The organism is Micromonospora kangleipakensis, assembly GCF_004217615.1.
GTDB classification, from domain to species: Bacteria; Actinomycetota; Actinomycetes; order Mycobacteriales; family Micromonosporaceae; genus Micromonospora; species Micromonospora kangleipakensis.
Genome location: NZ_SHLD01000001.1, coordinates 1,909,027 through 1,933,295 on the forward strand (window position 1 = coordinate 1,909,027; position 24,269 = coordinate 1,933,295).

The 24,269-nt window shown below is 68.0% G+C and carries 26 protein-coding genes; 14 read left to right on the top strand and 12 right to left on the bottom strand.

The features are described 5' to 3' along the window. Nucleotides 1–34: 34 nt before the first annotated feature. The 3 genes from EV384_RS09315 to EV384_RS09325 form a co-directional block, all read right to left on the bottom strand. Entirely contained in the window at nucleotides 35–958 is a 924-nt protein-coding gene (locus EV384_RS09315; RefSeq protein ID WP_130332016.1) for a hypothetical protein, read from the bottom strand. Beyond that, nucleotides 955–1,182: a hypothetical protein gene (locus EV384_RS09320; RefSeq protein WP_130332018.1), complete on the bottom strand. Its 228-nt coding sequence runs from the start codon at nucleotides 1,180–1,182 to the stop codon at nucleotides 955–957. The genes EV384_RS09315 and EV384_RS09320 overlap by 4 nt, the downstream gene beginning before the upstream one ends. A gap of 235 nt (nucleotides 1,183–1,417) precedes the next feature. Next, the gene (locus EV384_RS09325; RefSeq protein WP_109948309.1) at nucleotides 1,418–1,738 is read right to left on the bottom strand and encodes a hypothetical protein; all 321 of its coding nucleotides are present in this window, start codon (nucleotides 1,736–1,738) and stop codon (nucleotides 1,418–1,420) included. A gap of 171 nt (nucleotides 1,739–1,909) precedes the next feature. Between EV384_RS09325 and EV384_RS09330 the strand changes: the two genes are divergently transcribed. Next, complete coding sequence (locus tag EV384_RS09330; RefSeq protein WP_130332020.1) at nucleotides 1,910–2,668, top strand: XRE family transcriptional regulator; 759 nt, start codon at nucleotides 1,910–1,912, stop codon at nucleotides 2,666–2,668. Between the two features lie 4 nt (nucleotides 2,669–2,672). Then, nucleotides 2,673–3,143 carry an NUDIX domain-containing protein gene (locus tag EV384_RS09335; RefSeq protein ID WP_130332022.1) on the top strand — a complete coding sequence of 157 codons (471 nt, stop codon included), beginning with the start codon at nucleotides 2,673–2,675 and terminating at the stop codon, nucleotides 3,141–3,143. Here the strand turns inward: EV384_RS09335 and EV384_RS09340 are convergent. Further along, the gene (locus EV384_RS09340) at nucleotides 3,131–3,697 is read right to left on the bottom strand and encodes an HD domain-containing protein (protein ID WP_130332024.1); all 567 of its coding nucleotides are present in this window, start codon (nucleotides 3,695–3,697) and stop codon (nucleotides 3,131–3,133) included. The two genes, EV384_RS09335 and EV384_RS09340, sit on opposite strands and share 13 nt — an antisense overlap. Nucleotides 3,698–3,907: 210 nt before the next feature. On the opposite strand from EV384_RS09340, the gene EV384_RS34740 reads away from it, so the two are divergent. Together EV384_RS34740 and EV384_RS09350 are read left to right on the top strand one after the other, a co-directional pair. Then, nucleotides 3,908–4,411, top strand: coding sequence for a hypothetical protein (locus EV384_RS34740; RefSeq protein ID WP_165439893.1), 504 nt, complete (start codon nucleotides 3,908–3,910; stop codon nucleotides 4,409–4,411). A 148-nt stretch (nucleotides 4,412–4,559) separates the two neighbouring features. Further along, nucleotides 4,560–4,940, top strand: coding sequence for a hypothetical protein (locus EV384_RS09350; RefSeq protein ID WP_130332028.1), 381 nt, complete (start codon nucleotides 4,560–4,562; stop codon nucleotides 4,938–4,940). Nucleotides 4,941–4,955: 15 nt separating this feature from the next. Here the strand turns inward: EV384_RS09350 and EV384_RS09355 are convergent, their stop codons facing one another. Beyond that, nucleotides 4,956–5,216, bottom strand: a complete 261-nt coding sequence (locus EV384_RS09355) for a hypothetical protein (protein ID WP_130332030.1) — start codon at nucleotides 5,214–5,216, stop codon at nucleotides 4,956–4,958. Between the two features lie 660 nt (nucleotides 5,217–5,876). Between EV384_RS09355 and EV384_RS09360 the strand changes: the two genes are divergently transcribed. From EV384_RS09360 to EV384_RS09375, 4 genes are all read left to right on the top strand, one after another. Continuing rightward, complete coding sequence (locus tag EV384_RS09360; protein ID WP_165439894.1) at nucleotides 5,877–6,677, top strand: alpha/beta fold hydrolase; 801 nt, start codon at nucleotides 5,877–5,879, stop codon at nucleotides 6,675–6,677. Nucleotides 6,678–7,031: 354 nt separating this feature from the next. After that, on the top strand, nucleotides 7,032–7,586 hold the full coding sequence (locus tag EV384_RS09365; protein WP_130332034.1) for a hypothetical protein: 555 nt from the start codon (nucleotides 7,032–7,034) through the stop codon (nucleotides 7,584–7,586). A 57-nt stretch (nucleotides 7,587–7,643) separates the two neighbouring features. Next, on the top strand, nucleotides 7,644–8,111 hold the full coding sequence (locus EV384_RS09370) for a DUF3592 domain-containing protein (protein ID WP_130332036.1): 468 nt from the start codon (nucleotides 7,644–7,646) through the stop codon (nucleotides 8,109–8,111). 351 nt (nucleotides 8,112–8,462) lie between these two features. Then, nucleotides 8,463–8,843 carry a hypothetical protein gene (locus EV384_RS09375; protein WP_130332038.1) on the top strand — a complete coding sequence of 127 codons (381 nt, stop codon included), beginning with the start codon at nucleotides 8,463–8,465 and terminating at the stop codon, nucleotides 8,841–8,843. 311 nt (nucleotides 8,844–9,154) lie between these two features. On the opposite strand, the gene EV384_RS09380 is transcribed toward EV384_RS09375, so the two are convergent. Together EV384_RS09380 and EV384_RS09390 are read right to left on the bottom strand one after the other, a co-directional pair. Beyond that, nucleotides 9,155–9,871 (bottom strand): HNH endonuclease, encoded by a 717-nt coding sequence (locus EV384_RS09380; protein ID WP_130332040.1) that lies wholly within the window; start codon nucleotides 9,869–9,871, stop codon nucleotides 9,155–9,157. A 1,044-nt stretch (nucleotides 9,872–10,915) separates the two neighbouring features. Further along, nucleotides 10,916–11,461, bottom strand: a complete 546-nt coding sequence (locus EV384_RS09390; protein ID WP_165439895.1) for a hypothetical protein — start codon at nucleotides 11,459–11,461, stop codon at nucleotides 10,916–10,918. A gap of 462 nt (nucleotides 11,462–11,923) precedes the next feature. Between EV384_RS09390 and EV384_RS09395 the strand changes: the two genes are divergently transcribed. Then, nucleotides 11,924–12,487, top strand: a complete 564-nt coding sequence (locus EV384_RS09395; RefSeq protein WP_130332044.1) for a hypothetical protein — start codon at nucleotides 11,924–11,926, stop codon at nucleotides 12,485–12,487. Nucleotides 12,488–13,225: 738 nt separating this feature from the next. Here the strand turns inward: EV384_RS09395 and EV384_RS09400 are convergent. Then, nucleotides 13,226–13,429: a tyrosine-type recombinase/integrase gene (locus tag EV384_RS09400; protein WP_130332046.1), complete on the bottom strand. Its 204-nt coding sequence runs from the start codon at nucleotides 13,427–13,429 to the stop codon at nucleotides 13,226–13,228. A 133-nt stretch (nucleotides 13,430–13,562) separates the two neighbouring features. Between EV384_RS09400 and EV384_RS09405 the strand changes: the two genes are divergently transcribed. The 3 genes from EV384_RS09405 (at nucleotide 13,563) to EV384_RS09415 (ending at nucleotide 15,895) form a co-directional block, all read left to right on the top strand. Further along, on the top strand, nucleotides 13,563–14,555 hold the full coding sequence (locus EV384_RS09405; protein WP_242624451.1) for a permease: 993 nt from the start codon (nucleotides 13,563–13,565) through the stop codon (nucleotides 14,553–14,555). Then, nucleotides 14,552–15,274 (top strand): TIGR03943 family putative permease subunit, encoded by a 723-nt coding sequence (locus EV384_RS09410; RefSeq protein ID WP_130332050.1) that lies wholly within the window; start codon nucleotides 14,552–14,554, stop codon nucleotides 15,272–15,274. Before EV384_RS09405 ends, EV384_RS09410 begins: the two co-directional genes overlap by 4 nt. 228 nt (nucleotides 15,275–15,502) lie before the next feature. Then, nucleotides 15,503–15,895, top strand: coding sequence for an SCO5389 family protein (locus tag EV384_RS09415; protein WP_130332052.1), 393 nt, complete (start codon nucleotides 15,503–15,505; stop codon nucleotides 15,893–15,895). Nucleotides 15,896–16,325: 430 nt separating this feature from the next. Here EV384_RS09415 and EV384_RS09420 read toward each other — a convergent pair whose 3' ends face one another. From EV384_RS09420 to EV384_RS09430, 3 genes are all read right to left on the bottom strand, one after another. Continuing rightward, nucleotides 16,326–17,123: a HupE/UreJ family protein gene (locus EV384_RS09420; RefSeq protein ID WP_130332054.1), complete on the bottom strand. Its 798-nt coding sequence runs from the start codon at nucleotides 17,121–17,123 to the stop codon at nucleotides 16,326–16,328. A gap of 74 nt (nucleotides 17,124–17,197) precedes the next feature. Next, entirely contained in the window at nucleotides 17,198–17,962 is a 765-nt protein-coding gene (locus tag EV384_RS09425; protein ID WP_130340384.1) for a zf-HC2 domain-containing protein, read from the bottom strand. A gap of 75 nt (nucleotides 17,963–18,037) precedes the next feature. Next, nucleotides 18,038–18,592 (bottom strand): sigma-70 family RNA polymerase sigma factor, encoded by a 555-nt coding sequence (locus EV384_RS09430; protein ID WP_130332056.1) that lies wholly within the window; start codon nucleotides 18,590–18,592, stop codon nucleotides 18,038–18,040. A 275-nt stretch (nucleotides 18,593–18,867) separates the two neighbouring features. Between EV384_RS09430 and EV384_RS09435 the strand changes: the two genes are divergently transcribed. Then, nucleotides 18,868–19,584, top strand: a complete 717-nt coding sequence (locus EV384_RS09435; RefSeq protein WP_130332058.1) for a YcnI family copper-binding membrane protein — start codon at nucleotides 18,868–18,870, stop codon at nucleotides 19,582–19,584. 367 nt (nucleotides 19,585–19,951) lie between these two features. Continuing rightward, nucleotides 19,952–21,778, top strand: a complete 1,827-nt coding sequence (locus EV384_RS09440) for a glycoside hydrolase family 15 protein (RefSeq protein WP_130332060.1) — start codon at nucleotides 19,952–19,954, stop codon at nucleotides 21,776–21,778. Between the two features lie 66 nt (nucleotides 21,779–21,844). Here the strand turns inward: EV384_RS09440 and EV384_RS09445 are convergent, their stop codons facing one another. Further along, nucleotides 21,845–24,142, bottom strand: a complete 2,298-nt coding sequence (locus EV384_RS09445; protein ID WP_130332062.1) for a DUF4153 domain-containing protein — start codon at nucleotides 24,140–24,142, stop codon at nucleotides 21,845–21,847. Nucleotides 24,143–24,269: the final 127 nt, after the last annotated feature.

Consider the following 24,269-nt stretch of genomic DNA (forward strand, 5'->3'; position numbering starts at 1 on the left):
CCCGCAGGGCTCCTCGCGTCCGGTTGGGTGTGGGTCAGATCCAGTCGGAAACGTCGTCCTCAGGGGCGGAGGACGAAGCCGCGGGCTTGCTGCCGTTGGCGGTGCTGGCCGGCTTCTTCTGCACCGGCAGGGTGATGACGGGTGCGTCGACGTCGGGCAGGTCCAGGGCCGTCGGGATGACCGGCGTGGGCCGGTCGGTGGCCGGGGTGTCGCCGGTGATGACGTCGACCAGCGGAGAGGCGACCGTGGCGGTCAGGACCTCACGGCGTTTGATGTCGAACCGCAGGTAGGCGGCGTTGCCGTCGGAGGCCAGTTCGATGAGGGCGGTGGCGGCGTGGCAGGCGACCGCGATGCGGTCGAGACGGCCTTCGAGGTCCGCGAGGGACAGGCCGGGGCGCAGGTAGACCCAGACGCGCTCCCCGACCGGGGTGGGCTTGGCCCACAGGATCAGCGGGAGGCTGCCGGACTGGTTGGCGATGATGAACTGTGCGAAGCACACGCGCAGCCGGTGCCGGACCACGAGGCACCAGGTCCAGGCGATCAGGACGCGGCGGGCGACCGGCAGGGCAGCCGGGACGCCGACGACCAGGGCGACAACCACGAGGGTCACCGGCAGCGGAGTGTGGTTGGCCAGCTGCACCCAGAAGGTGATTACCCCGGTGGTGAGCACGATCTCGGTGCTCCACCACCACAGCAGCCGCAGGACCGGCCAGATCCGGACCAGCACCCACACGATGCCGCCGGTCGGTGCGCCGATGAGAGCGCCGACGAACAGAGCGAGGATCGGGTGCATGTAGGAAGCGGCCACCACGGCCGAGAGAAGGCCGACGATGACCGCCGTCAGGATGAACGCCAGCCGGGCGTTCCGAGCCGAGGAACGGTGGACCTTGGCCTCGATGACCGTGACCGTTCCGGTGGACCTTCCGCCGAAGGGGCGGCGTGCAGTCGGCTTGGTCATGACGCGCTCCGAATGTCGCCGCAATCGGCGTACCACCAGTAGCCGTTGGAATCGATGAGAGCGGAAGCGCCGAGCATGGTCGTCTGGCAGGCGGTGCAGGCCACGACCATCGGCAGGCCGGCCTTCTCGTGGTCGGCCCACGTGTAGGCGGACTTGTACCCGGCAACGGCCTGCAACAGGTGCAGCCCTGTGGGCAGGCCGCTCGGGCGGGTAGGCTTGGACATGACGAGTCCTCCCAATCGCGAGTTGGGGTGGATGAGTTGGAGGGCACGGGGTCGGCAGATGTAGGAGTCGGACCGACCCCGCGCCAGCTCTTGCGGGGATGCCACCACCGTTCGTGGCGGCGGGCCGGGAATGTAGGAGTCGGAACCACTCCCGGACCGGTGGATCTCAGGTCAGCGGACCATCAGGCCGCTTCATCGGACACCAGAGGCTCACACAGCGCGGTGAGCGAGGGACCTACTTCGCCGCCGAGTTACCAGCCTTCGGCTTCAGCGAGATGGCGCGGAACGCGACGCCGTTGCGCCCGTTGGTCGCCCACGGAATGGCCTCCAACTGCTCGACAGCGACGAGCTGTCCCACCGTCACGCCCGGCTTCTCACCCGCCGTGGTGACAGTGATGATCTCGCCGCCAGTCTCGTCGAGAACGAAGACCTGGGTGGACCACATGGGCCGGCCAGTGTTCTTCTCCGACCGCTGGTTGCCGTTCTGGTCGTTCTTCGGCTCCGGGTCCTTCGTCACCTGGACCTGCTTGCTCTGGGTGTCCACGTACAGCTTCACAACAGACCTCCTGTGTCTCGGGTCAGATTGAGCGCGTCCCCGGTGGACTCTTGCTCGTGACCTCTGCCAATGAGGGTTCCGCAATGGACAGGACAAGCCACCCGACGAGGTGGACAACTAGGGACGTCTTTGTTATCTTGAATGCGTCCTAGCCGTCCCTTGGAGGCGCTGATGCCTAACGACCGACTGCGTGACGCCATCCTCCGCAACGGCATGACGCCGGCCCTCATAGCGGAGAAGATCGGAGTTGATCCGAAAACGGTCGAGCGGTGGATCACGCAGGACCGAACGCCATACCCACGCCACCGGCATGCCATTGCTGCTGTCGTTCGCGAGAGCGAGTCGTACCTGTGGCCGGGTGCGGTGACTCCGGAGAAGGCATCGCGGCTCGGTCAGAACGAGGTCGTCCAGCTCTACTCGCGTAGGTCGTCGGTGCCCTACGAGCTCTGGCGTCGTATGATCGACATGGCTCAGGAGAGGATCGACATCCTCGCGTACGCGGGGCTCTTCCTCGTCGAACAGGACCCACGGCTCATCGACACCCTGCGGCAGAAGGCGCTCGACGGGGTGTCCATCAGGATCCTGCTAGGGGACCCCGACAGGCCCGCAATTGAGCGGAAGAGCGTCGAGGAGGGCGCCCCCGGTGTCATGGCCGCCAAAATTCGGCAGGTGAGGCAGTACTACGACCGCCTCGAAGGCACGCAGGGCGTAGAGGTCAGGTACCACGACACCACCCTGTACAACTCGATCTACCGCTTTGATGACGAGATGCTGGTCAATATGCATGTCCTCGGGTTCCCGGCACCCCACGCGCCCGTGATGCACCTCCGCCGGCTGTCCGGCGGAGACTTGTTCAGCACCTACGCCGACAGCTTCGACCGGGCTGTGATGGTCTCGTACCCAATCGGGCGTGAAGAGGTGGCAGCCTAGAACCGTGGCGAGGATCGAGCACTACCACGACCCCAATGCACCGAAGGCCAACAGCATCGTTGTGGCCGTCTCGGTGTTCGTGCGGGACGACCGCGGACGAGTGCTGCTGATCCTCCGCACGGACAACGGCCTGTGGTCGCTCCCCAGCGGTGGCCAGGAGATCGGCGAGACAGTTGCGCAAACAGCTGTCAGGGAAACCCGAGAAGAGACCGGGGTCGACGTCGAGGTGACAGGGATTGTCGGCGTCTACTCCGACCCGGGCCATGTCATCGAGTACTCAAACGGCGAGGTGCGCCAGCAGTTCTCCCTCTGCTTCCGGGCGAAGCCTCGCGGCGGCACGCTGACGACGAGTGACGAGTCATCCGACGTGCGGTGGCTGAGCCCTGACGAGCTGCCGGCGCTTTCGATTCACCCGTCGACGCAGCTGCGCATTCAGCACGGCTACGAGGACCGCCGAGAGCCCTACATCGGCTGAGGAACCCGGCCGTGGAGTCGCGACTGCGTGCGCCGCACGGCCGCCACCATCTCGGGTTCCGCTCGAATGATGAAGCGCGTGACGAGGTGGTCCGGCCCGTACCGTGACCGGATCTCTTCCAGCCTTTCCAACACCTCGAAGTCCTGACCGTCTGGCCCGGTGGTCATGTCCGCAAAGCAGAGAGCGTCGGCCACCGCCGATTCCTCGCGGGGGAACTCCTGCGCCAAGGTCTCATCGAGTCCCCGTTCCTCGGCTTCCAACCAGGCGCATGAGTGATGCGCCACCAAGGCCGCGATCCGCTCGTCGAAGTGCTCTCGCCTCAGCCACCGGCCGCCATCCAGCGAGTGAAAGCCGGTGTCGACCAGGTCTGGGCTGTAGCCGACATCGTGCAGCCAGGCGGCAGCAACCAGGATGTCTCGGTCCTCCTCGGGCACGGCGGCGGCGACCTGGCGGGCCTTGACGGCCACCGCCTGGACGTGGCCCCACCGGCGCGGCAACGCGACCTCAAGTTTGATGCGAGCCGTCTGCCGGGCGGTGTCGACGAGCTGGGCCATTCGGTCAGGGTACGGAGACATGGAACAGAGCGCACTCGCCCGATAGGCCGGGCCGCCGCTCTCGGGGCGACCGGCTGCCGACGCTAGCTAGGCACCCAAGAGAGGCATATGTTGCCTTCTATGGGGCCAGGAGACGGACCAGTTCTGCCGGGTCGCCGGGCGGCGCCGGGCAGGCCGTTGGTTCGATCGCCGCGCCATTGGCCTTGGGTGGTGCTCTCGCTCGTAGCCGTGCTGTGTACCGGGATCGTGGCGGTGCCGGTGTCGTGGGCTGTTCTCCGGCAGGCCCAAGCGGAGCGGGGTGAGGCGACGCCGGACGCGGCGGTGAGCTTGTATGTGCTCCAGATGAGCAGCGGGGAGGAGATCGGTCTGTCGCGGGTGCTGGCCGGCAGGCGTCACGACGAGCTGCTGCGGCAGTGGCGTCAGTACCGCGGCGAGATGGAACGCGGCAACGTCCCGTCGAAGCTGGAGACGGTCGGACTGATCGACGTCGAGGACCAGGGCGACGACCGTGCGACGGTGACCGCTCAGGTCCACGCGGTCTGGTGGAACGAACTCACGAACCTCAGCGGCGCAGCCCACGCCTGGCGGTTCGAGACCCGGCGAGACGCCGGCGGTTGGCGGGTGTGGGCAGTCGACCTGCCACCGTCGGTGCGGGGTGCATGTCCGGGCGGATACGTGCCGCTGAGCGCAGTCGGCAGCGGCCGGCCCAGCTAGGGGGAGTCCTGCCGATCATGTAGGGGTTGATGATCTGTTATGCCTTGGTGGTCGGGGCGATAGTCCCGTCCGTTCGGCGGGCTTCCATCACCGATGAATCGATTGGCATCAGCTTCACGAGGTTGTGGGTCGGTGTCACCATGATGGCGTGTTGGTGTTCACGCGGTCGCCGACGGGCGAATGGATTCCGTGGCGGGTCGGCCGGCAGCGTCTCGCATGGCGGCCAGTCCTGCGCGCGCCGTGGCGGACGTACATGTACCAATCCGATCCGTTCAATCCGTTCAACCCCGTCAAACGGCGTGAGACTTTCGACCTCCTGAACGTGGTGGGCGCGCTGCTCGCGACGCTGGTGGTGTGGCCGTGGCGGGCCGTAACCAACAGGTGGCCAGTGATCGCCTATGTGCCCGACGACCCTGAGGGCAACCTTCAAATGCACCGCACTGCACCGATGCGCCGCGCCCAGGCAAAAGCGGTCGCCCGTGATTGGGCCGAACACATCCGACGGTACGGCGAGCCGCCCGCGCAGTAGCTCGAAGGCCATCGATCAGTGAGTCTGCCGGCGGTTCGCTTCCTGCCGGATCGCCTCGGTGAGATCCCGCCAGGTGCCGGCCGAGGTCTTCATCATCCGGTCGATCATCGAACGGGCCGCGGAGGCTTCGTCGGCGAAGTCGTACGAGACTTCCTGCCCTCCGTCGCCACCGCGACGGCCACGGACCCGCCAGAGCCGGCCGTCCGAGAGCAGCCAGATGTCGCGCCGGGCCATGCGACCCCAGCTCCCGTTCCACCACCGCCCACGTATCTCCACCAGCCGCAGCCTAATCGAACGTACGTACGAACCGGCCGGCTGGCGGCAAAGTTGGTTCAAAGTTTCTGTACGTCTTCAAGGCGGCCCTTGACGGGCCGCACGCGCCGCCGCCTGGGCGCGCGTCCGACGCTCCGCTGTCGCTCCACGCCGGCCACGCAACACGCCCGGCGGCTGGCGCGGAGAGCGGGAAGCCCGGGGGCCGCCGCAGACGGATCAGGCGTGGAAGTGGTGGAGGTTCGTCGCCGGCAGCCGGCCGCGCCGCGCCCGAGCAGCGCGGCGCAGGAGATCGCCCGCTGGGTCCGCACGGCAAGCCCCAAGCATGGGGGCGGTGCCCGCGCGAGGCAGCCGGTCGCCCAGAAGCCGGCTCCACAGCCGCTCAGGGTCAGGTCAACCGCTCACCTGGGAGGGGGAGGGTGCCCGCCGGTGGCCAGCTCCGACCCCAGGAGCCGGGTCCGTGCCGGTCGAGGTTGGGGTCAACTGCGCCACTGTGGCGGTGTCCGTCGAGGGCGCGGTCCGTGACACGAGAGCCGACTCCGCCTGTTCCGGCAGCATCCGTACGTGCGTCAAGGTCCGCTTGACGTAGTGCGTCCGGCGATGGTGCGCCAGGTAGCCTCGCTCCATGTCGAGCAGCCAGCCTCCGCCCTGGAAGGATCTGCGACCATGCGCGAACTTGCAGGTGTTGGCCGCTTTGAGCGGTTCGGTCATGGACGCCGCGTCGTCATCCTCAGCAACCCCCAGGCTGATCCCCGCTGGTGGGCTCCCCCCATCGTGTCAGCATTGACGAGTGCGGGTTACGAAGCCGTCACCTTCGTCCACGCCGGGCCTGGCTACGCACCTGCCGATGTAGCGCGGGACGTCGGCACCTTCATCGAGCATCTAGGACCCGAGCCGGTCCATCTACTCGGCTGGTCCCAGGGGGCCGCTATCGCGCAAGAGGTAGCGGCGCTCCGCCCGGACCTGGTCGCCGCCGCCGCGCTCATTGCCAGCTACGGTCGCCAGAACACCTTCGACTCGTTGTTGCAGCAGGCGTGGGAGTGCTTGGACTTGGCCGGGCCTGAGCTCGACCCCGTCCGTCTGGTCCTGCTCTTTCTCACCAGCCACCCTGCCGAGGCGCTGGGCGACGATGCCTTTGTCGACCCCCTCGTTGCCGGGATGCAGCAATGGTCGACGAAACCGGACGGCTTTGCCGAGAGCCGGGAACGCTCACGCGAGTTCATTCGTCAGTACCAAGAGCGACTCGACGTCCTGGGCAACATCCGGGTGCCCTGCTTGGTAATGGGTTTCGGTCAAGACGCCGACACCTTCGTCATTCGAGCTCGCGAGGTTGCCGCTGCCATTCCCGGAAGCCAGTACGTGGAGCTGGCGAATGCGGGTCATCTGGCACCGGTGACCGAACCCCAGCGGGTAGCCGGCCCCATTCTGGAGTTCTTCGCCGAGATCGACATTGCGAGCCGCGAGTAGCGGAGGACCACTCATCTGTGGGATGGCGATGAGTGACTAACTGGGTGACGACCGAGGCGACCAGGTCCGGACGCCCACGGACAACCAAGGGTGCGCGTGTCAGCGTGGGCTGGGGATCAGGGCAGGTAGCCGCGAGATGGTTGTTGCCTGGGGGTCAAGGGGTCGACGCATGTGGGCAGGTGTCATGCCCGCCGCGGAGATCCGCATCTTCGGCCCCCGCCTGATGCCAAAGCTGGAACCTCTGCTCACGAGCTGGTTGCCGGTCAAGCGTTCACGGAATTGATCTCGTACTTCGTTGATCCAGGGGCGACCTGTGGACGACGGTTGTGGCCGAGGACTCGTACCCTAATGACCATGAAGACGCGCAGGCCGCTGCTGGTGGCCGTATTCGGCGCGGCTGCTGCGATGCTGCTGGCGGTCGTCGGGTGCGCCGCAGCCGGATTCCTACTCATCGGTGACGATCCGGCGGAGACGCGTACCTGCCAGGAGTCCGTGCAGGTCGCAGAGGCGAAGGTCCGCACCGACCATTGGGATCCTCCGGATGACTTGCCGGACCTCGGCGATTACCCAGAAATCCACTGGCAGCTGCGCACCTCGGGCAACCCGTGTTCCAGAATGCCCGGCCCTACCGACTGGGCGTACCAGGGCGTGGTCAAGCTGCGACCGGAGGACGCGCAGGCGTTCGCGAAGCGATACGACTTCGTACCGTACACATCTGTCAACCTGGATGAGCTTCCCCACGACAGTAGCCCCGCAGACGTGTGGCCTGCCCTGGTGCCGTTCCTGCCAAGCGAGTCGCGGTGGCTGCACAGCAGGTCGTACAACGAAACAGCGCCGTCGCCACGATGGCGAGTCGCGTTCCTCGATGTCGAGCACCAGACGCTCTTGTTCATGTTCAACGACCACTAGCTGGCGCCTGCCCAGTTCCCGTTGGTCAGCTTGCCGCGGCTTGGAGGACCCACGTCGGTGATCCGCTTCGATGGACGGCGGCTCCGAATCGTCGTGGCTGTCGTCCTGGGCAGTCTCCTGGTCGGTGGCGGACTCATGCTCTCGGCCCGGCTAGACGCGGTGATCGGCCAGAGGGTGCGCCTCGGCGTCGAGACGACCGGCCGAGTCGTCCACGTGGAGCGATACCAAATCGGGCGCTCGACCTCGGTGACGAGGGTGACCGTGGACTACGCCCTCAACGGTGCGCGGCACCGGGAGTTGCTCTCCAGCGAACTCGATGAGGTTCGGTATCGCAACGGAGACGCGGTGAGGCTGCACGTCGACCGAACGGATGCGACCAAAGCTGCTACGGCCGAGGGGTACGCGACGGAGGACCTGCTTCTCCAGTTGCCCGCATTCCTCGAAGCCGCCGGAATCATCATGATCATGCTGGCTCTCGCTCGGCTCAGACGCCGGGGGCGAGGACCGTCACCCGATTCAGGTTGAGACTCGTGGTCGGGTTGCCTCAGCCGGGGCCGCAGGCCAACTCCTGCAACTGGCCGGCCTGGTCGGGTTCGAGCCGGCGTGCTGTCTGCCGTCGCCCGCGCACTGCTGCACTTTCAGGTCCCGCTCGTTTGGGCCCTTAGCATCCGGGTGGGTGAGCCGCCCGTCTCTGTGTCGACAGCAACGATGACAGCAAACTGCCCGAACGGGGACACCCGCTCGAGGACGAGTGTGGACAGTCAAGTCGGCATGTGGCCACGCAGCCGCCCAGGTGAACCATGAACCCGATCCTCGTGGGATAGCACTCAGCCGAGTCGATGCGGTCCCCCATGATCGCCGATATACGATCCGCCGGTGAATCGGTCTCTCGCCGCGTGCCTCCTTGGCGCCACCCTGCTTCTGGCCGCTTGTACCGACGAGAAACCGGCAGCAAGCCCGCCCAGCCCTGACAAGTACACCCGTGGTGGTTGTGCTGGGGTGGCACGCCTGGTGGACGAGAATGAGCGCTTCTACGCCCCAAACGGCACCGTTGGGGCCCGGGCCGCCAATTCGACGGACCCCGCTGTCAGCGCGGCCGGCGGGGAGTTGGTGTTGGCGGTGAAGGAAGCTGGCGACCTGGACGTGGGCAGCCATGGCAAGGCGGACATGACGCAAGCGGAAGCCCGGATCGCCGACGCTCAAGAGAAGCTCATGACGGCTTGCCGTGAACTGCTGGGCGAGCCGCCCTGGTCGTGATCCCCGCGCTTCACGGCAGGCATCGGAGCAGCGACTTGGAGACGAGCGTGGTCGAGACGGGCCGACGACTATCTCCGGCTTCCTCGGCAGGGTCACCCTCGTCGACCAGGAAGCCGCAACAGCGGCGAGCTGACATCAGTCGTTGACATCAACGGTGGCGGCCGAGGCCGGACCAGCGCGGACGGGGGTCGCCTCCAGCCCTAATAGGCTGGACGTCAGCGGACGCTGCGACCTTCGCCGAAAGCGCCTTGTAAGCGAGACGTCAGGCTGCAGCGACGCAACAAGACAGCTCGAAGGCAGTAGGCATGGCGCTAGGGAACTTCAGCAAGCACGCCGCGTCTGTCCCGGTGCCACGTCTGACCGTTGGTGTCAGTAAAGCGGAGCTCAGTTACGTAGGTCCGTTCGGGCATCTCCCAGGTGTCCGGCCTCAGTGCGGCCCGGTCGGGCTTCGGATAGACCTTGCGTCCACTCACAAGCCAGTCGCCTGGCGGGACCACCTCAATGACGACCGCCAAGAGACCACGCCATCGTTCGATCGGCACGAACTCGACATGAACCTGGTAAACCGGCAGCTCACTGGCGTTACGTATGGTGGCGCCCCACGCCGGCGCCGAGTTGGGGTCGGCGGGGTCGCTCAGTACGATGCTCGGCCACGCCGTGACCTTCTCCGCCTGCCTTGCAGGTGGTCTCTCTTGTTCGCCGAGCGACGCTATCCACTCTCGGTGTGCCCGTTTGATCCGGTGTAGTTCCTCGATCGTGAAGTGGTTCGGCTGGTCATCGACCCGCTTGTGGCAAGGGCTACACAGCAGGATGAGGTTTGAGTGATGGTCAATCTGAGCCTGGGTCATCCCTAGGCGTCCGGCAGCTCTCGGCCCGCCCGGGGAGGCGGGAACGATGTGAGCCTCCTCCCCAAAGATTGACGGGTCGTCTGTCTCAGTGGCGGGCGTGAGCACCTGTCGGTGGCAGATTGCGCAGCGGCCACCGGACTCGACCCAGATGATCTTCCTTGTTCGTCCAGAAACCGCCATGACACCCACTTTAGGGCGATGGACCGGGAGATCATCCGGCACAAGCCGGGCACAACTGATGACGACAAGCGCTGTCAACCGCTGTAAGCCAACGCAAGACTTCGCCGAGGTCAGCAGCCGATCCGCCCGATTGCAGATGATCCAGGCTTCGCCATGGGGGTTCAGGGTTCGAGTCCCAGGGGCTCACCTGGCGGCTGAGTGATCTACTGCCCGGGTGGGCAGCTCGAACATGGACTACCGCAGATCTGGTTTTTGGGTCCGTGACTATCAGGCAGAAGTGTGGGCTGTACCTCCTGGCGCAGGAGGCCAAGGGGATCCCCGAGGCTCCTGCGTGGCTCGCTGACGCCCGGGCTGACTGGGAGACACAGGCCACGGCCGGCTTCATGGGATGCGTGTCGTCCTGCCTGGATGACCATCTCGGAACGGAGCCCGATCGCGTTGCGCTTGCACTTGACCTGTCGGAGCGGGTCATGCGGCGACTGTGCGCTTGGTCTCCGGCCATCCCTAAGGATCTCGTAAACTCCTTCGGCACCGGCGACGAGCAGGAGGCATTCAATGCGGACCTGCCTACCGGCCCACTGCTGGCATGCGGTCGTGCCTTCATCAGCCTGCTCCGCGGCGAGTTCCCACCCGGATACGACAGGTGGGCGTATTGAGATCCCCTGGGCAGACGGCCACGGGCAAGCTCGCGCGCCAGGCAGCAGAAAGGCAGCGAACCCAGTGGCAATCGTCGTCAACGATCGCGACCAGGCGCCAACTGACCTGTACCGCCACACAACGGAGCGCAGCAAACGACAAGGGTTGACGTCCCGTGCCGGCGTTCGGGACGAAGTGTGCAACGGCGTGCGCGGTTAGCGGCCTCGGTCGTGCTGCCTAGGCGTACCCCCGGCTTGGTGCTGTTGATCGACGCCGGTACAGGCGACCACCGCGGACCGGTCAGCAGCAAGGGGTTTGAGGTAACGATGTCGGCCACGACAGCATCGCGGCCCGTGCCCGGCGAGCTGGTGACCAACGGCGACCGCCAGGGTAGGTGACGCATGAGCCTCAGCCGGACAGCTGCCGCAACAGGGTCCGTGCGTCAGCCTCGGCAATGCCGGGAAGGTAGATGTGGAGGTCGTCGCCGCTGAGCGGTTCAAGGAGTTCAGGCGCGTCCACAACCCGGCCCTGGACGCTGATGGCAATCTGGCGCCCGGCAGCCCGTGCCGTCCATGCAGCGAATTCATCGCGATCTTCTGGCAGTAGCGTCACCACCACGACAAAATCGCGGCGCGCATCCTGTATCAGCTCAACCCGTTCGGCCCGGGTCACGTTGAGGCCGGGATCAAGGAAGTAGCACCAGTCCCCGCCTGCACCCGGGCCAGGCAATCCGCCTGCGCCCTCGACACACGCGGCCCGGTCTATCCGGACAACCACCTGCACCGACACCGAATTGCGGAGCTGCCGCGGCGCCATCGTGGGCACGGCCACGGTGCTCGGCTGCGGGGTCCGTTCACCGTGCAGCGACGTACATGCGGCCGGGCCGATGGTGACCATGCTCGCAAGAAGGGCAACGGCTGCCCCAGATTGCCAACGTCGGCGCAGCACAGCCATGTCGTCTTCCGATCTTGAACGTGGGGCGGTGAGGAGCGCTCCTATGATGCGATCCGGCGTCAAGAGTCCTGCCGTCGGGCAGGGGATGCACCTCCAAGGGAGATGTCGGCGGGGCCGAGCCCTTCGGTCTGCGTCAACGCGGTTGTCGCCGCATCCGGTCCCGCTGCATCCGCAGCGCTGCCGCTGCGGCAGCTATCAGCAGGACCGCCAGAACGGTCCCGCCAGCCTTGACCGTCAGGCCTGCTAGCTCAGCAGTCGTCCCCCGCGGTGCACGAGTCAGCAGAGAGTCAGCGAACGGGGCGATTCCGGCCGACACCAAAGGTCACAGCCGGCGAGACGCCGAGAGCAGGACCACAGGGAACGACACCCGCCGACACTGGTCGACAACGCCGCGCCTTGTAAGCGAGATGTCGACTGCGGGCGGTGGCTGGAGCCCTTGCCTGCCTTGGCCACACTGGCGGTGTGAGTTCGGGGATGCGGGTCCGGGTCGCGGTGCTGGCCGTCTGCATGCTGGTGGCCGCCGCGGTCGGTCTGTGGAAGGGCTGGGGGAGTGCGACGGTTGACCCGCCCTCGCCGCGCTCGGTATGCCAGCTCATTCGACCCGAGGTGTTCGACCTTCTTGTACCTCGGCGTGGGCCGCTGCAGGCCGAGGGCGAGGAGGGGAGTCTCCCCGGTACCCGCTCGAACACCTGTTTGGCTGAGAGTGGGTCCGCTGTGAATGGGGCACGTGCCTCGCTGTGGGTCGCGTTGGTCCGCTACGGCCGGCACGATGGCCAGGGCCCGCAGTGCGTCAAGCGTGACTGGTCGCTGTTGGGGGCCATCAACCGCACCAACCACCGGGTCGCGCTCGGCGACGGCGCTGTCTACTTCGTTGAGGACGACCCCGACACCGGCCGGGTAATCTACCTCGCCGCCTGTCTCGGCACCTATCTCGTCTACGTCAGGTACGAGGCTGTCGGTGCTACTGACGCATCCATCGTCGAATCGGCTTCCACCGTCGCCCAGGAGGTGCTGTCGCAACTATGATGTGGCCTCCCCCTCCCTGGGCACTCGGCATCGAGACCCTGCCACCCGGCCGTCCTGTCGATCGTCGGGTACTTCTGCGGGAAGGGCTGTTCGGTCTGGCGGCCCTGTCGCTCGTCATCGCTGTCGGGTTTCTCGGCTGGCACCTTGGCCGGCTCGCGGCACCCGCCGTTGTGCGATGGCAGATCGAAATCACCGATTCGAGGAATGAAGCCCCTCCACTGCCCCACCTGCCGGCGTCTCCGTTCGCGCAATGACCCCCGCTGTTGCTGTTCGGGGCGAATGCTGGTGTCGGCTTTGAGCTGTGCATCATCGAGTCGAGTGGCAGCCAGTACGGCACCGAAGTACAGCAACTGAGTGGACCGCAGCAGGCTATGTGAGACTCATCCGTGCCAGCTGACCTCGCACGCGACCCGAAGCAGCCGCTCCGCCATGAGCTGGGGGTCATCAAGGGGTCGGCCCATCGTCTGAGCTTCCAGGCTAGGACCGAGCGTGCCAAGAGCGTGCCAGGTCGACGGGTGAGGTCCGGGAATTCGCGGGGACTGGCGGGGAGAGTCGAGGGGCTACCGCATGTCAGCGCCAGGCCAGGTCAGCGAGAACCGAGAGAGCCCACCTGGCAGTGTGGGGGTCAGGGGTTCGAGTCCCCTCGGCTCCACCCTTCACGACAAAGGGCGTTCGTCAGACATGACGGACGCCCTTTGTCGTTCCTGACGGCGGAAGTAGCCAAGCGAGTAGCCACGGTTACTTCCCCTCGCCCCACAGCACGTTCTCCATCGCGTCGGCAGCCTGGACGAGCTGAGTGGGCATGACGTGGCTGTAGATGTTCATGGTGACGCCGATCTGGGAGTGACCGAGGAGTTCCATGAGAACCCGGGCGGGCACGCCCTGGGCGAGTAGGAGCGTGGCGGCAGTGTGCCGCAGGTCATGAAGACGGACCTTCGGCACTAGGCGAGTCGATCCGTCAGCGGCCGTTCCGGACTCTCTGTGACGGGTTGGTCACAGTAGGATGCTGTCGTTGACTGGGAGAAGGTGATTCGCCCTGAGCACGACTGATCCAGCAGCCTCTGTCACGCCGGCCATCCCGGCCAGCGCCGACGACCAGCCCGCCGTCCACGACAGACAAGGTCGGGTCGGCTCGACCGAGGTGCTGTGCTTCCTGCTCATCCTCCTTGGCGTGCTGCATCGGCAGGTCGGCGCGCTGGTGGCGGATCCGCGTCTGCAGACCTGGCTGACCGTGTTCGTGTCGGTGATGGTGCAGGCGGTGCCGTTCCTCGTCTTCGGGGTGGTCCTGTCGGCCGTCATCGCGGTGTTCGTACCCCGGTCGTTCTGGGCCCGGGCGCTGCCCCGCCACCCGGCCGTCGCCGTGCCGGTCGCCGGCGTGGCGGGCGTGGTGCTGCCCGGCTGCGAGTGCGGCTCTGTACCGATCGCGTGTTCGCTGATCCGCTGCGGCGTCACTCCCGCTGCGGCGTTGGCGTTCCTGCTCGCCGCGCCGGCGATCAACCCGATCGTGCTCACCGCCACGGCGGTCGCCTTCCCCCGCAACCCGGAGATGGTGGCGGCTCGAGGCGGGGCCAGTCTGCTGGTCGCCCTGTTGATGGGCTGGTTGTGGCTGCGGTTGGGCCGCACTGAATGGATCCGTCTGCCGCATCGCGCCCACCTCGACGGGCTGCCCCGGATGGCGGCGTTCTGGACCGCCTGCCGGCACGACGTCATCCACGCCGGCGGATTTCTCGTCCTGGGCGCCATGGCCGCGGCAACGATCAACGTTGCCATGCCCCAGCGGCTCCTGCACGACCTGGCCGCCCGGCCGGTGCTGTCGGTGCTCGCCCTCGCCACGCTGGCGGTGCTGCTGTCCATCTGCTCCGAAGCCGACGCGTTCGTCGCCGCATCGCTGTCCCAGTTCTCCCTGACCGCTCGACTGGCCTTCCTCGTGGTCGGCCCGATGGTGGATTTGAAGCTCGTGTCCATGCAGGCCGGAATCTTCGGACGGCGGTTCGCCGCCCGCTTCGCCCCGGCCACCTTCGCCCTCGCCGTGCTCGTCGCGGCCGCAGTCGGGACGGTGGTCTGGTGAGTCGCGGCACCCAGGCGGTCGTGCTGGTCTTCCTCGGCGGCGCGATCCTGCGCGCCAGCGTCACCGACCTGTACCTGCGCTACGTCAAGCAGGGGCTGCGACCGTTCCTCATCGCCGCCGGGGTCGTGCTGGTCGTCGCCGCGGTCGTGGCCCTCGTGCAGGAACTGCGCTATCTGAACCGACCCGAGGCCGAGCCGGACGACGACGGGCACGGACACGGCCGGTCGGGCCCCATGGTCGGCTGGCTGTTGCTGCTGCCGGCGATCGCGCTGCTGTTCGTCGTTCCACCGGCGTTGGGCGCCGACACCGCGTCACGCGCCGGCTCCGCCCTGACCGACAATCGGGACGTCGCCTACCCGCCGCTGCCGCCCGGTGATCCGGCTGACCTCACCCTCCTCGACTACGGCTACCGCGCCGTCTACGACAAGGGACGCACCCTGAGCGGCCGGCGCATCAAGCTCACCGGCTTCCTCGCCACCGGCCCGGACGGCCAGCCCATGCTCGTGCGTATCGTGCTGTCCTGCTGCGCCGCCGACGGCGTCCCGATCAAGATCGGGCTACGCGGTGACGTTCCTGGCGTCCCGGACAACACATGGATGCGGGCCATCGGCCGGTGGATCCCGCACACCGCAAAGGATCCTGTCAATGACGCCGACGTCCCCTACTTCCAAGTGGAGGACTGGCAGAAGATTACCGCCCCCGTTGAGCCATACGAGTAGACGCGGACCGTTACACGGGCGGTTCCGGCACCGCGACCGCAACGACGAACGGCACGATCGCCGTCGTCCTGGACTGGCGGCCATCCGGCTGTTGGCGATCATGCCCCGCTAGGTAGTGGGTGCAACACATCGCAACACACCCGCGGCTTCCTTGGCAGCCTAATGAAAATGGGTTCCAATTGCACTAGCTGCCGGCTCACAGAGGGCCAGCGGAGAAGGAGGTTAGAGATGTCGCTCGATGTGTCCGCTGCACTGTTGGAGCGCGCTGAGCGCGGGTCGGTCACCGACGAGGAGTTCGTGGCCTGCGTGCGTGAATCGCTGCCCTACGCCTGGCAGGTGGTGTCCGGGCTCAGCGCGGACCTGGCTGCCGGGGGTGGCGATTTTGCCGACCACGCCGTGCCGCCGCCCAGCGAGGCCGAACGCGGACAACTGTTGCGTGCCCTGGCCAGCGATGCGATCCGGGGCGGTCTGGAACGACACTTCGGGGTGCGTTTGGCGTTCCAGAACTGCCACCGGGTGGCAGCCTTCGCGCTAACGGCGGTGCAGTCCCCGGCATACCGAGAGTTCGTCTCGCCTGCTGGACAGTTGCGGAACCAGTCACCGGAACTACGCAACTGCTAGGCGGCTGGCGGCCGGGCGGGCGAATTCAGCCTTGGCCCGGCCGCCAAGCTGTGGCGACAGCGCTGCCGTCTCAGTCCTCATCCAGCCATCAAGAGATCGACCCTCGACCGCTGACAGTGAGAGATGCCGAGAGGTGTTCCGCAGGCCGAGCGTGGTTCGCGCAGGTAGTCCGGCCTCATGAGGGGCCGGCGTCAGCAACAAGTCAGCGAGACGCGCGACAACGACCGACAACCGCTGGTACAGGACAGCAAGGTCCTTGACTCCAACGCCAGTTGCCGACATTGATCGGCAAGCGTCCACTGCACCGAGCCGCCTTTGCAAGGCAGGGGTTAGGGTTCAAGTCCCCTGGGCTCCGCGACGGCATGGCGCGGGACTGTCGGGCTTCGCCTGAAATCTGACCCCATGGTTCCGGGTCGGGCAACCCATAGATTCAGGACCAGGGCCAGGGCGAGAGCCAGGAATGTACGGCGGTGGCGTCAGCCTGGATCGGTCGGAGCGCATGGCCGCCGGAGGCGAGGGCCAGCACCGACGCGGCGACCACACCGGCTGCCACTAGGGTGCCGTGGGCAAGGCGCGGGTCGCGCAGCCTGGGGATGTAGTGGCTGAGCACGTCACCGAGCATGAACATGCCCAGCACCGCGATCAGCTGGCCGATCTCCACGCCGATGTTGAAGGCCAGCACCCGGGGGATCATCCCGTCGGAGGGCAGCCCGATTGCCTGCAGCCGGGTGGCCAGGCCCAGGCCGTGCATGAGCCCGAAGGCCAGCACCGTGGCGGCGAACCACGTCCAGTCCTTCGGCCGGCCTCGCAGGCCGACCACTCCGACGAACACGAGGCTCAACGCCACAATCATGTCGACGAGGACTGGGGTGACCTGCCAGTCGGCGACGGTGGCGGTGAACAGGGTGATGCTGTGCCCGAGCGCAAAGAGCGAGATCAGCTTGGCCGCCCGCCGGATCTCGCCGGCGAGGAGCAGGATGCCGCCGACGAAGAGGAGGTGATCCCAGCCGGCGAGCATGTGGGTGTTGCCCAACCAGACGAACCCGCCGACCGTGTCGGTCGGCCCACCGACGGAGTGTGCCCATGCAGGTTGCGGCAAGACCAGGACCGCGGCCACGAGGGTGGCCGCGATGATCGCACCTCGTCGCGCCGCAGCCGGCATCCGGGTCCACTGCCTCAGCCGTGCTGGGTCCTCAGCAAGTCGCTGCGCGGTCGCGTCTGGTTCCATAAAAACTGCTATATGGTCCGATTTTGCCCAATCAAGCGCCACCGCCGGGGCGGCAGATGCGGGGCCGTGGGGTGTCACGCGGCGCGACGGTGTACAGCTTGCGCTGAGTATGGCTGCTGCGGCGGCAGCAGCCGCAGCGGGACCGATGGCTGCTCGGTGTCGTCGAGTTGGGCGCGCCACCGGGGCGGCTGCGGCTGACCCTGTTGCGGTGGTGGCCCACCGGGCCGCAGGCCGGGGCGGGACAGCAACACGGTGATCAGGTAGCCGCCCAGCAGGAAGCCGTGACTGACGAGCCGGGTCACCGCGACCTGCGCGGTGATCAGGTCGTTCACCGACAGGAGCACCAGGGTCGCGACGAAGACGCTGAGCATTGGCAGCAGACCGGCAGGCGGGGTCCGCCGCAGAGCCACGAGCAGGAAGCCTGCCCCGACCGCGACGTTCCACGCCGCGGACTCGTGCCACAGGTGCTGCCCGGCGTGCAGGTGATCGGTGACCGCTCCCGTGCCGACCTGAGCAAGTCCCAGCACAAGTTGTACCGCGCCGAGCAGGCCCAGCGCGCCACGGAGCCCGGCCACCAGCCGGCCGCGCCAGGCCACCGAGGGCCGCCATCGCGGCCGGCGGACCGGCGGCGGTGCGGCGGCGAGGATCGCATCGGTCAGATCGGGCAGCGACGTCACGACCTGCGTACGGGTCCGCCGGGTCACCGCAGCCGCCGCATCGAACCACCTTCGGCAGTTCTCACACGATTTCAGGTGCTCTTCGGCCCCAGCTCGCTCCGCCGGCGTCTCCTCACCGTCGAGTTGGGCCGACAGGATCTCCCGCCACTGCTCACACCGCATATACCGATAGTCGTTCACCGCCCCTGCCTGGTTCCCGACGCCGCCAGATGGGTTGAACTCTCCTACCTGCCGCCCTCAGCCGGCACGGCCTGCCCGCCGGTCGAGCTGACCCTCAACCGCGACGACCAGGTCCTCGCGGGCGCGGGCGACCCGGGAACGGATCGTCCCGACCGGGCACCCACACACCTGCGCCGCCTCCGCATACGACAGCCCGAGAACCTGCGTGGCGATGAACGCCTCCCGCCGCTCCGGCGACAGTCCCAGCAGCAACCGGCCCAACACCACCTCGTCCTCGAACCGCCCACCACCGGCCGGCGGCTCCCACTCGCCGAGCGGAGTCGTTCGGGGACGCGTCGCGGCCGCGCGCAGGTGGTCAGCGGCTACCCGCCGGGCGATGCCGAACAACCACGTCCGCGCCGATGACCGACCCTCGAACCGCGGCAGACTGCGCATCGCGCGCAGGTAGGTCTCCTGCACTAGATCATCAGTGTCCGACGAACCGAGCAGGTGGTGCAGGAACCGCCAGGTCTGGTGCTGGGTCGCCCGCACGAAGGCCGCCAATGCCTGTTGGTCCCCGCTGCCCGCAGCCAGTGCCCACGCCGTGACCTGCTCGTCCTCGCCTGTCGCCACCACAACCTCCGGTCCGGTCGCCTGCCCGCGGCGGTACCCGACTGTCCACAGCCAGCCACCACCATTCTCCCTTACGACAAGACGTAGTAGAACGGCGTTGACCTTTGTCACAGTAATGCGCGCGAAGAGCCCAGTGTGCTCCCTTGATCGATTCGTCTGCGGTGAGTACGAGACCCGGTTGAAGGACGTCGGGAACTATCCGCGCGTGACGGACGACTAGCAGAAGGTGCCGGAAACGCCCGGCACCTAGATTGAGAAAATGAGGACGCCCTGACATGACCCGGTCCCTGCTCACGCGAGCGGCCACCATCGCCGCTACTGTCGCCGCCATCACCCTCGGGGTGGCTGGCCCGGCATCAGCACACGTCACCGTCAACCCGAAGGAGGCGACGCAGGGCGGCTACACCAAGGTCACCTTCCGGGTGCCGAACGAGAAGGACAACGCCAACACCACCAAGGTCGAGGTCAACCTTCCCACCAGCTCGCCCATCGCGTCGGTGTCGCTGAAGCCGCTGCCCGGGTGGACCGCACAGACCGAGACGTCCAAGCTCGCAACGCCGATCAAGAGCGACGACGGGGAGATCACCGAGGCGGTCACGAAGATCACCTGGACCGCTGACGCCAACTCGGCGATCAAGCCGGGGCAGTTCCAGGAGTTCGACGTCTCCCTCGGTCCGCTGCCGGAGACCGACCAGCTCGTGTTTAAGGCCCTGCAGACCTACTCCGACGGTGACGTGGTGCGGTGGATCGAGGAGCCGAGCAGCGGCGCTGAGCCGGAGCACCCCGCGCCCGTGCTGAAGCTGGCGAAGAAGGACGCCGCCACGCCCGCCGCCGCCCCCGTGGCCGCAGCCGCGACGAGCAAGGACAGCGACAAGGACAGCAACAAGGACAGCAACAACGGCACTGCCTACGGCATCGCCGGCATCCTGCTCGGTCTCGCCGGCCTCGTCGCCGGTCTGTTTGCTTACCGCCGCGCCGCACAGCCCCGCTAACCAGATCGGGTGAGGCCGAGTCGAGTAGCCACCCGAGTAGCCAAGGCGGTGCATCCTGACGGACCGGCGCGTACCTTGGCGGACCCGTCGAGCAGCGCCGGGCGACATTGACCCGGCCTCGCCCGCTTCTGGCAGTGTGGGGGTCAGGGGTTCGAGTCCCCTCGGCTCCACCCTTGATGACCAGGGCGTTCGTCGGAAACGACGGGCGCTCTTCGTCGTTTCCCGACCGGCAGGTAGCCGTGTGGATCCGGCCCGCGTCACCGGGCCGATTGTGGCTCCTCGTTCCGCTTCAACCCCGGGTGCGAGGTGTGCCCCGCCTGTCTGCGGGTAGTCGCCGCAGTCGGTGCGGCGAGAGCGGGGAGGTCTGGTGGACTCGTACCCTGCTGTGGAGGACCACGGCTTGATCGGCGACCTGCAGACCGCGGCGCTGGTGAGCAGAGACGGGACGTTGGACTGGTTCTGCGCTCCCCGCTTCGACTCGCCGAGCCTCTTCGCTAGCCTGCTCGATCGGCACAAGGGTGGGCACTTCCAGATCTCACCTGATGGCGTCGACTACCGGAGCAGACAGCTGTATGTGCCTGGAACGCCGATTCTGATCACCCGCTTCCTCAGCGCGGACGGCGTGGCTGAACTCGTGGATTTCATGCCCGTTGCGGGAGATTGCGCCACAGACCGCCACCGCCTGGTCCGCGTGATCCGGATCGTCCGCGGCACGATGCGGTTCCGCGTCGAGTGCCAACCGCGGTTCAACTACGGGCGCGATCCGCACGAACTCGACGAGTATCGGGACGGCGTCGTGTTCCGCGGTCCCGGCCTCACCCTCACCCTGAACCCCGTCCGCGACGTCGAGATCGGTGTCGACACGTACCTCCGGCAAACCACCGAGGGCGTGTGTTTGACCGGCACGTTCCAAGAGGGCGAAATCGGTGGAGTCGTGCTGGAAACAGCGTCGCCTGACCCGCCACGCGTGGTCAGCTCGGGTGAGGTGTGGGAGATGTTCGAGCAGACCCGCGACTTCTGGCGGCGCTGGCTCGGCCGCTCCTGCTACACCGGCCGCTGGCGGGAGATGGTCGAGCGGTCCGCCCTGACGCTCAAGCTGATGACGTACGCGCCGACCGGCGCGCTGATCGCCGCCCCCACCGCCGGGCTGCCGGAGCAGATCGGCGGCGAGCGTAACTGGGACTACCGCTACACCTGGGTCCGGGACGCGTCGTTCTCGGTGCACGCGCTGCTCGGCCTGGGCTTCACAGACGAGGCCGGCCGCTATCTGGAGTGGGTCAACGACCGCATCCGCGAATCGGCGGCCAACGGCGTGGGGCTTCAGATCATGTACCGGGTCGACGGCTCACCCGATCTCACCGAGGAGGTGCTCGACCACTTCGAGGGTTACCGCGGATCGAGCCCGGTGCGCGTGGGCAACAGCGCGGCCGGCCAACTGCAACTCGACATCCACGGTGAGGCGATGAGCGCGCTGCACCTCGCCGACAGGCACGGGTTTCAGGGCTCACACCAGGGGTGGCTGAACGTGCGGCAACTGGTGAACTGGCTCTGCGACCACTGGGACCAACCCGAGGACGGGATCTGGGAGACCCGCTCCGGCCGGCAGGATTTCACCTACGGGCGGCTGATGTGCTGGGTGGCGCTCGACCGCGCCATCCGCCTCGCGAACCGCCGTGGTCTGCCGGCCGACACCACCCGCTGGGCGAATGCCCGCAACGACATCTACGAACAGATCATGGCGCGCGGCTTCCACCCCGGACGCGGTGCCTTCGTGCAGCACTACGCGACCGACGTCCTGGACGCGGCGCTGCTCACCATGCCCGGCGTCGGATTCGTGTCGCCGACCGACCCGATGTGGCAGTCGACCCTGCGGGCCATGGACGCCGAACTCGTCTCCGACAGCCTCGTCTACCGGTACGAGCCGGCCGCCTCACCCGACGGCCTGCGCGGCAACGAGGGCACCTTCAGCATGTGCACCTTCTGGTATGTCCAGGCCCTCGCGCAGTCCGGTCGGCTCGACGAAGCCCGACTGACCTTCGAGAAGATGCTCACGTACAGCAGCGACCTCGGCCTCTACTCCGAGGAGATCGCGCCCACCGGCGAGCAGGTCGGCAACTTCCCGCAGGCGTTCAGCCACCTCTCGCTGATCAGCACCGCCGTCAACCTCGACCGACTCCTCGACGACCGCCCCTGACGCGAAACGCCCTGGATCGGGAGATGATCCCGGTCCAGGGCGTTCCTCGACCCCGCCCGACGGGCGTCAGCGCGGACGGCGGCTCTTGGGCAGGTCGAACTGATCCGCGGCCCGGCAGTCCTTCGGCCCGCCGACGGCGTCCTTGCCGATCCGGTCGAGGGCCTGACGGGCCCGGTACCGGCCCAGGTTCCAGGCGTACCAGGGGTCGGGCTCGGCCAGGTCGTCGTCGATCCAGCTCAGCGTGCACCGGCGGACCGGGTCGGGGAGCTTCGTCAGGGCCGGCGTGGCGTCGGCGGAGAGCGCCCGCAGGTACCAGGCGTCGATCTTGCCGCTCTGCTTGTACCGGGCGATGTTGCGCTGGGCGGCGTAGTCCTCCGGGTTGAGCACGGCCAGGCTGAGCAGCATCACCACGGCCAGCCCCACGGTCGCGCCGGGGATCCACCGGCCCCGCCACCGGACCCCGGCGGCCAGGACCATCAGGAAGACCGCCCCGAGCAGCAGCTCGAACGCCATCACGAAGATCCGCTCGCCGGTGAAGCTGTAGACCTTCTGGTACGTGTACATGCGCGACAGCGCCGACACCACGATCACCACGCTGAGCGCGCTGAGCAGGCCGAGCAGGACGCGCAGCGCGGTGCGCTCGACCTTGCGCTCCCGGCTGGCCCAGCGGCTCACCGCACCGAGCACCGCCAGGGTCAGCAGGGTGACGAAGAGCAGCTGCCAGAACCCGCTGCGGGCGTACTCGGAGTAGCTGAGGCCGGCAACCTTCTGGACGTGCCGCTGGCCACCGAAGAGCACGGTGAACTGCACGACGACGAAGCCGGCGAAGAGCAGCGTCAGCGCGCCGATGGCCGGGCCCCACTCCAGCAGGCCGAGGTTGCGGCTGCTCGGCTTGTCCACGGTGGAGAGGTCCGGCGGGGCGGCCAGCGTGTAGACGGCGGCGACCGCGATCAGCGCGCCCAGCCCGGCCAGGAAGATCCAGCGGAACACCGTACCGATGTTGATCTCCGGGACGATCGCGCCGAGGACCTCGGAGAAGGCCGCGTCGGCCGAGGAGAGCAGGGTGCCGAAGACCAGCAGCACCACCACGGTCGCGACCACCGAACCGGCGACCCGGCGGACCATGCCCGTGTCCGGGGAGGCCGTGATGTGCCGGCGTACCCAGGGCAGGCCGCGGAGCGCCGCGAACGGCGCGGCCACCAGGCTGAACAGGATCGAGCGGACCAACCGGCCGCCCACGATGGCCAGCGTCGCGCAGGCGAGCGCGCCGAGGACGCAGAACGTCACCAGCCACCAGGCGTTGCGGAAGGCGAGCACGGAGAGCAGCGCCAGGGCCGCCACCGCCCAGCCGCCGCGGATCAGGCGTTCGGTGCGGGGCAGCTCGGCCGTGCCCCGCCGGACCGCGGCGACGCCGGCGGTCAGCACGAGCCAGCCGAGGAACCAGCCGATGCCGGTCCGGCTCAGCGGAACGAAGAACGCGATCCCGAGCGCGCCGGCGAGCACCGCGAGCGGGGTGGCCCGGCCGGTGGCCTGCTTCGGCCCCGGCCACCGGGCGCCGAGGAACGAGGTCCGGGGCGTCGGCGGGCGGGGCGTCCAGGTCGCGCCCGGCTGCGGCGGGAAGGTCGCCCAGGGCGGTGCCGGCTGCGCGGCGTACGGCGGCATCGGGGCCCCGGGGGCGACGTGCGGCTGCGGCGCGGCCCCGCCCGGGACGGGACGCTGCTGCGGCACGGTCGGCGCGGGCCCGGACGGCGTCGCGGGCTGCGTCGAACCGGGGGATGTCGGTGCGGGCGCGGAGGAGTCCGCGTCGCCCGAGCCCGCCGCCGCGCTGACGGCGGTGGGCTGCGCAGACGCGCCGGTGGCGGGCGAGGAGACCTCGGCCGTGGCAGTTTCCCGGCCGTTCGTGCCGGTCTGCTCGGCCGAGCCGTCCGCGCCCGCTGCCGGGGCACCAGGGGTCGGGTGCTCGGCTTCGGCGACGCCCGCAGGCGCGGACGCCTCCGGCCCGACCGGCACCGGCGCGGCGACCTCGGTCGCACCGGGCGTCACGACCTGCGCGGGGATCACCCGGGCCGGAGCGCCGGCCGTGGCCTGCTGGGCGACGGGGACCGGGGCGGCCGGCCCCTCGCCCGCGGGGGCCGGCACCAGCGGCAGAAAGACGGCGTATCCGCGGGTGCCGGCCGGGACGGTGACCGGGATCGCCCAGGCCGGCTGGCCCTCCTGACCGGGCCACACCAGCCCCGGCGGCGCCCCGTCTGTAGTGGGCATGACGAGCAGATAGGGCGTGGCGTCGGCGGGGATGCCGCCCTCCGAAGGCCCGGCCGCCGCGGCGGTCCGGGGAGAATCTGGCGCCGATGACGGCTCGGGCACGGCAGGCTCCTTGATCACAGGGTGCCGTCACTGTAGGTGTAAGCCCGCCCCGCCCGCCGCCCCGTGAGCGGACCGTCTTACGTGGTCCGACCGGTCAGCAGACCCGGGCCGGTGACGCGTCCGCGCC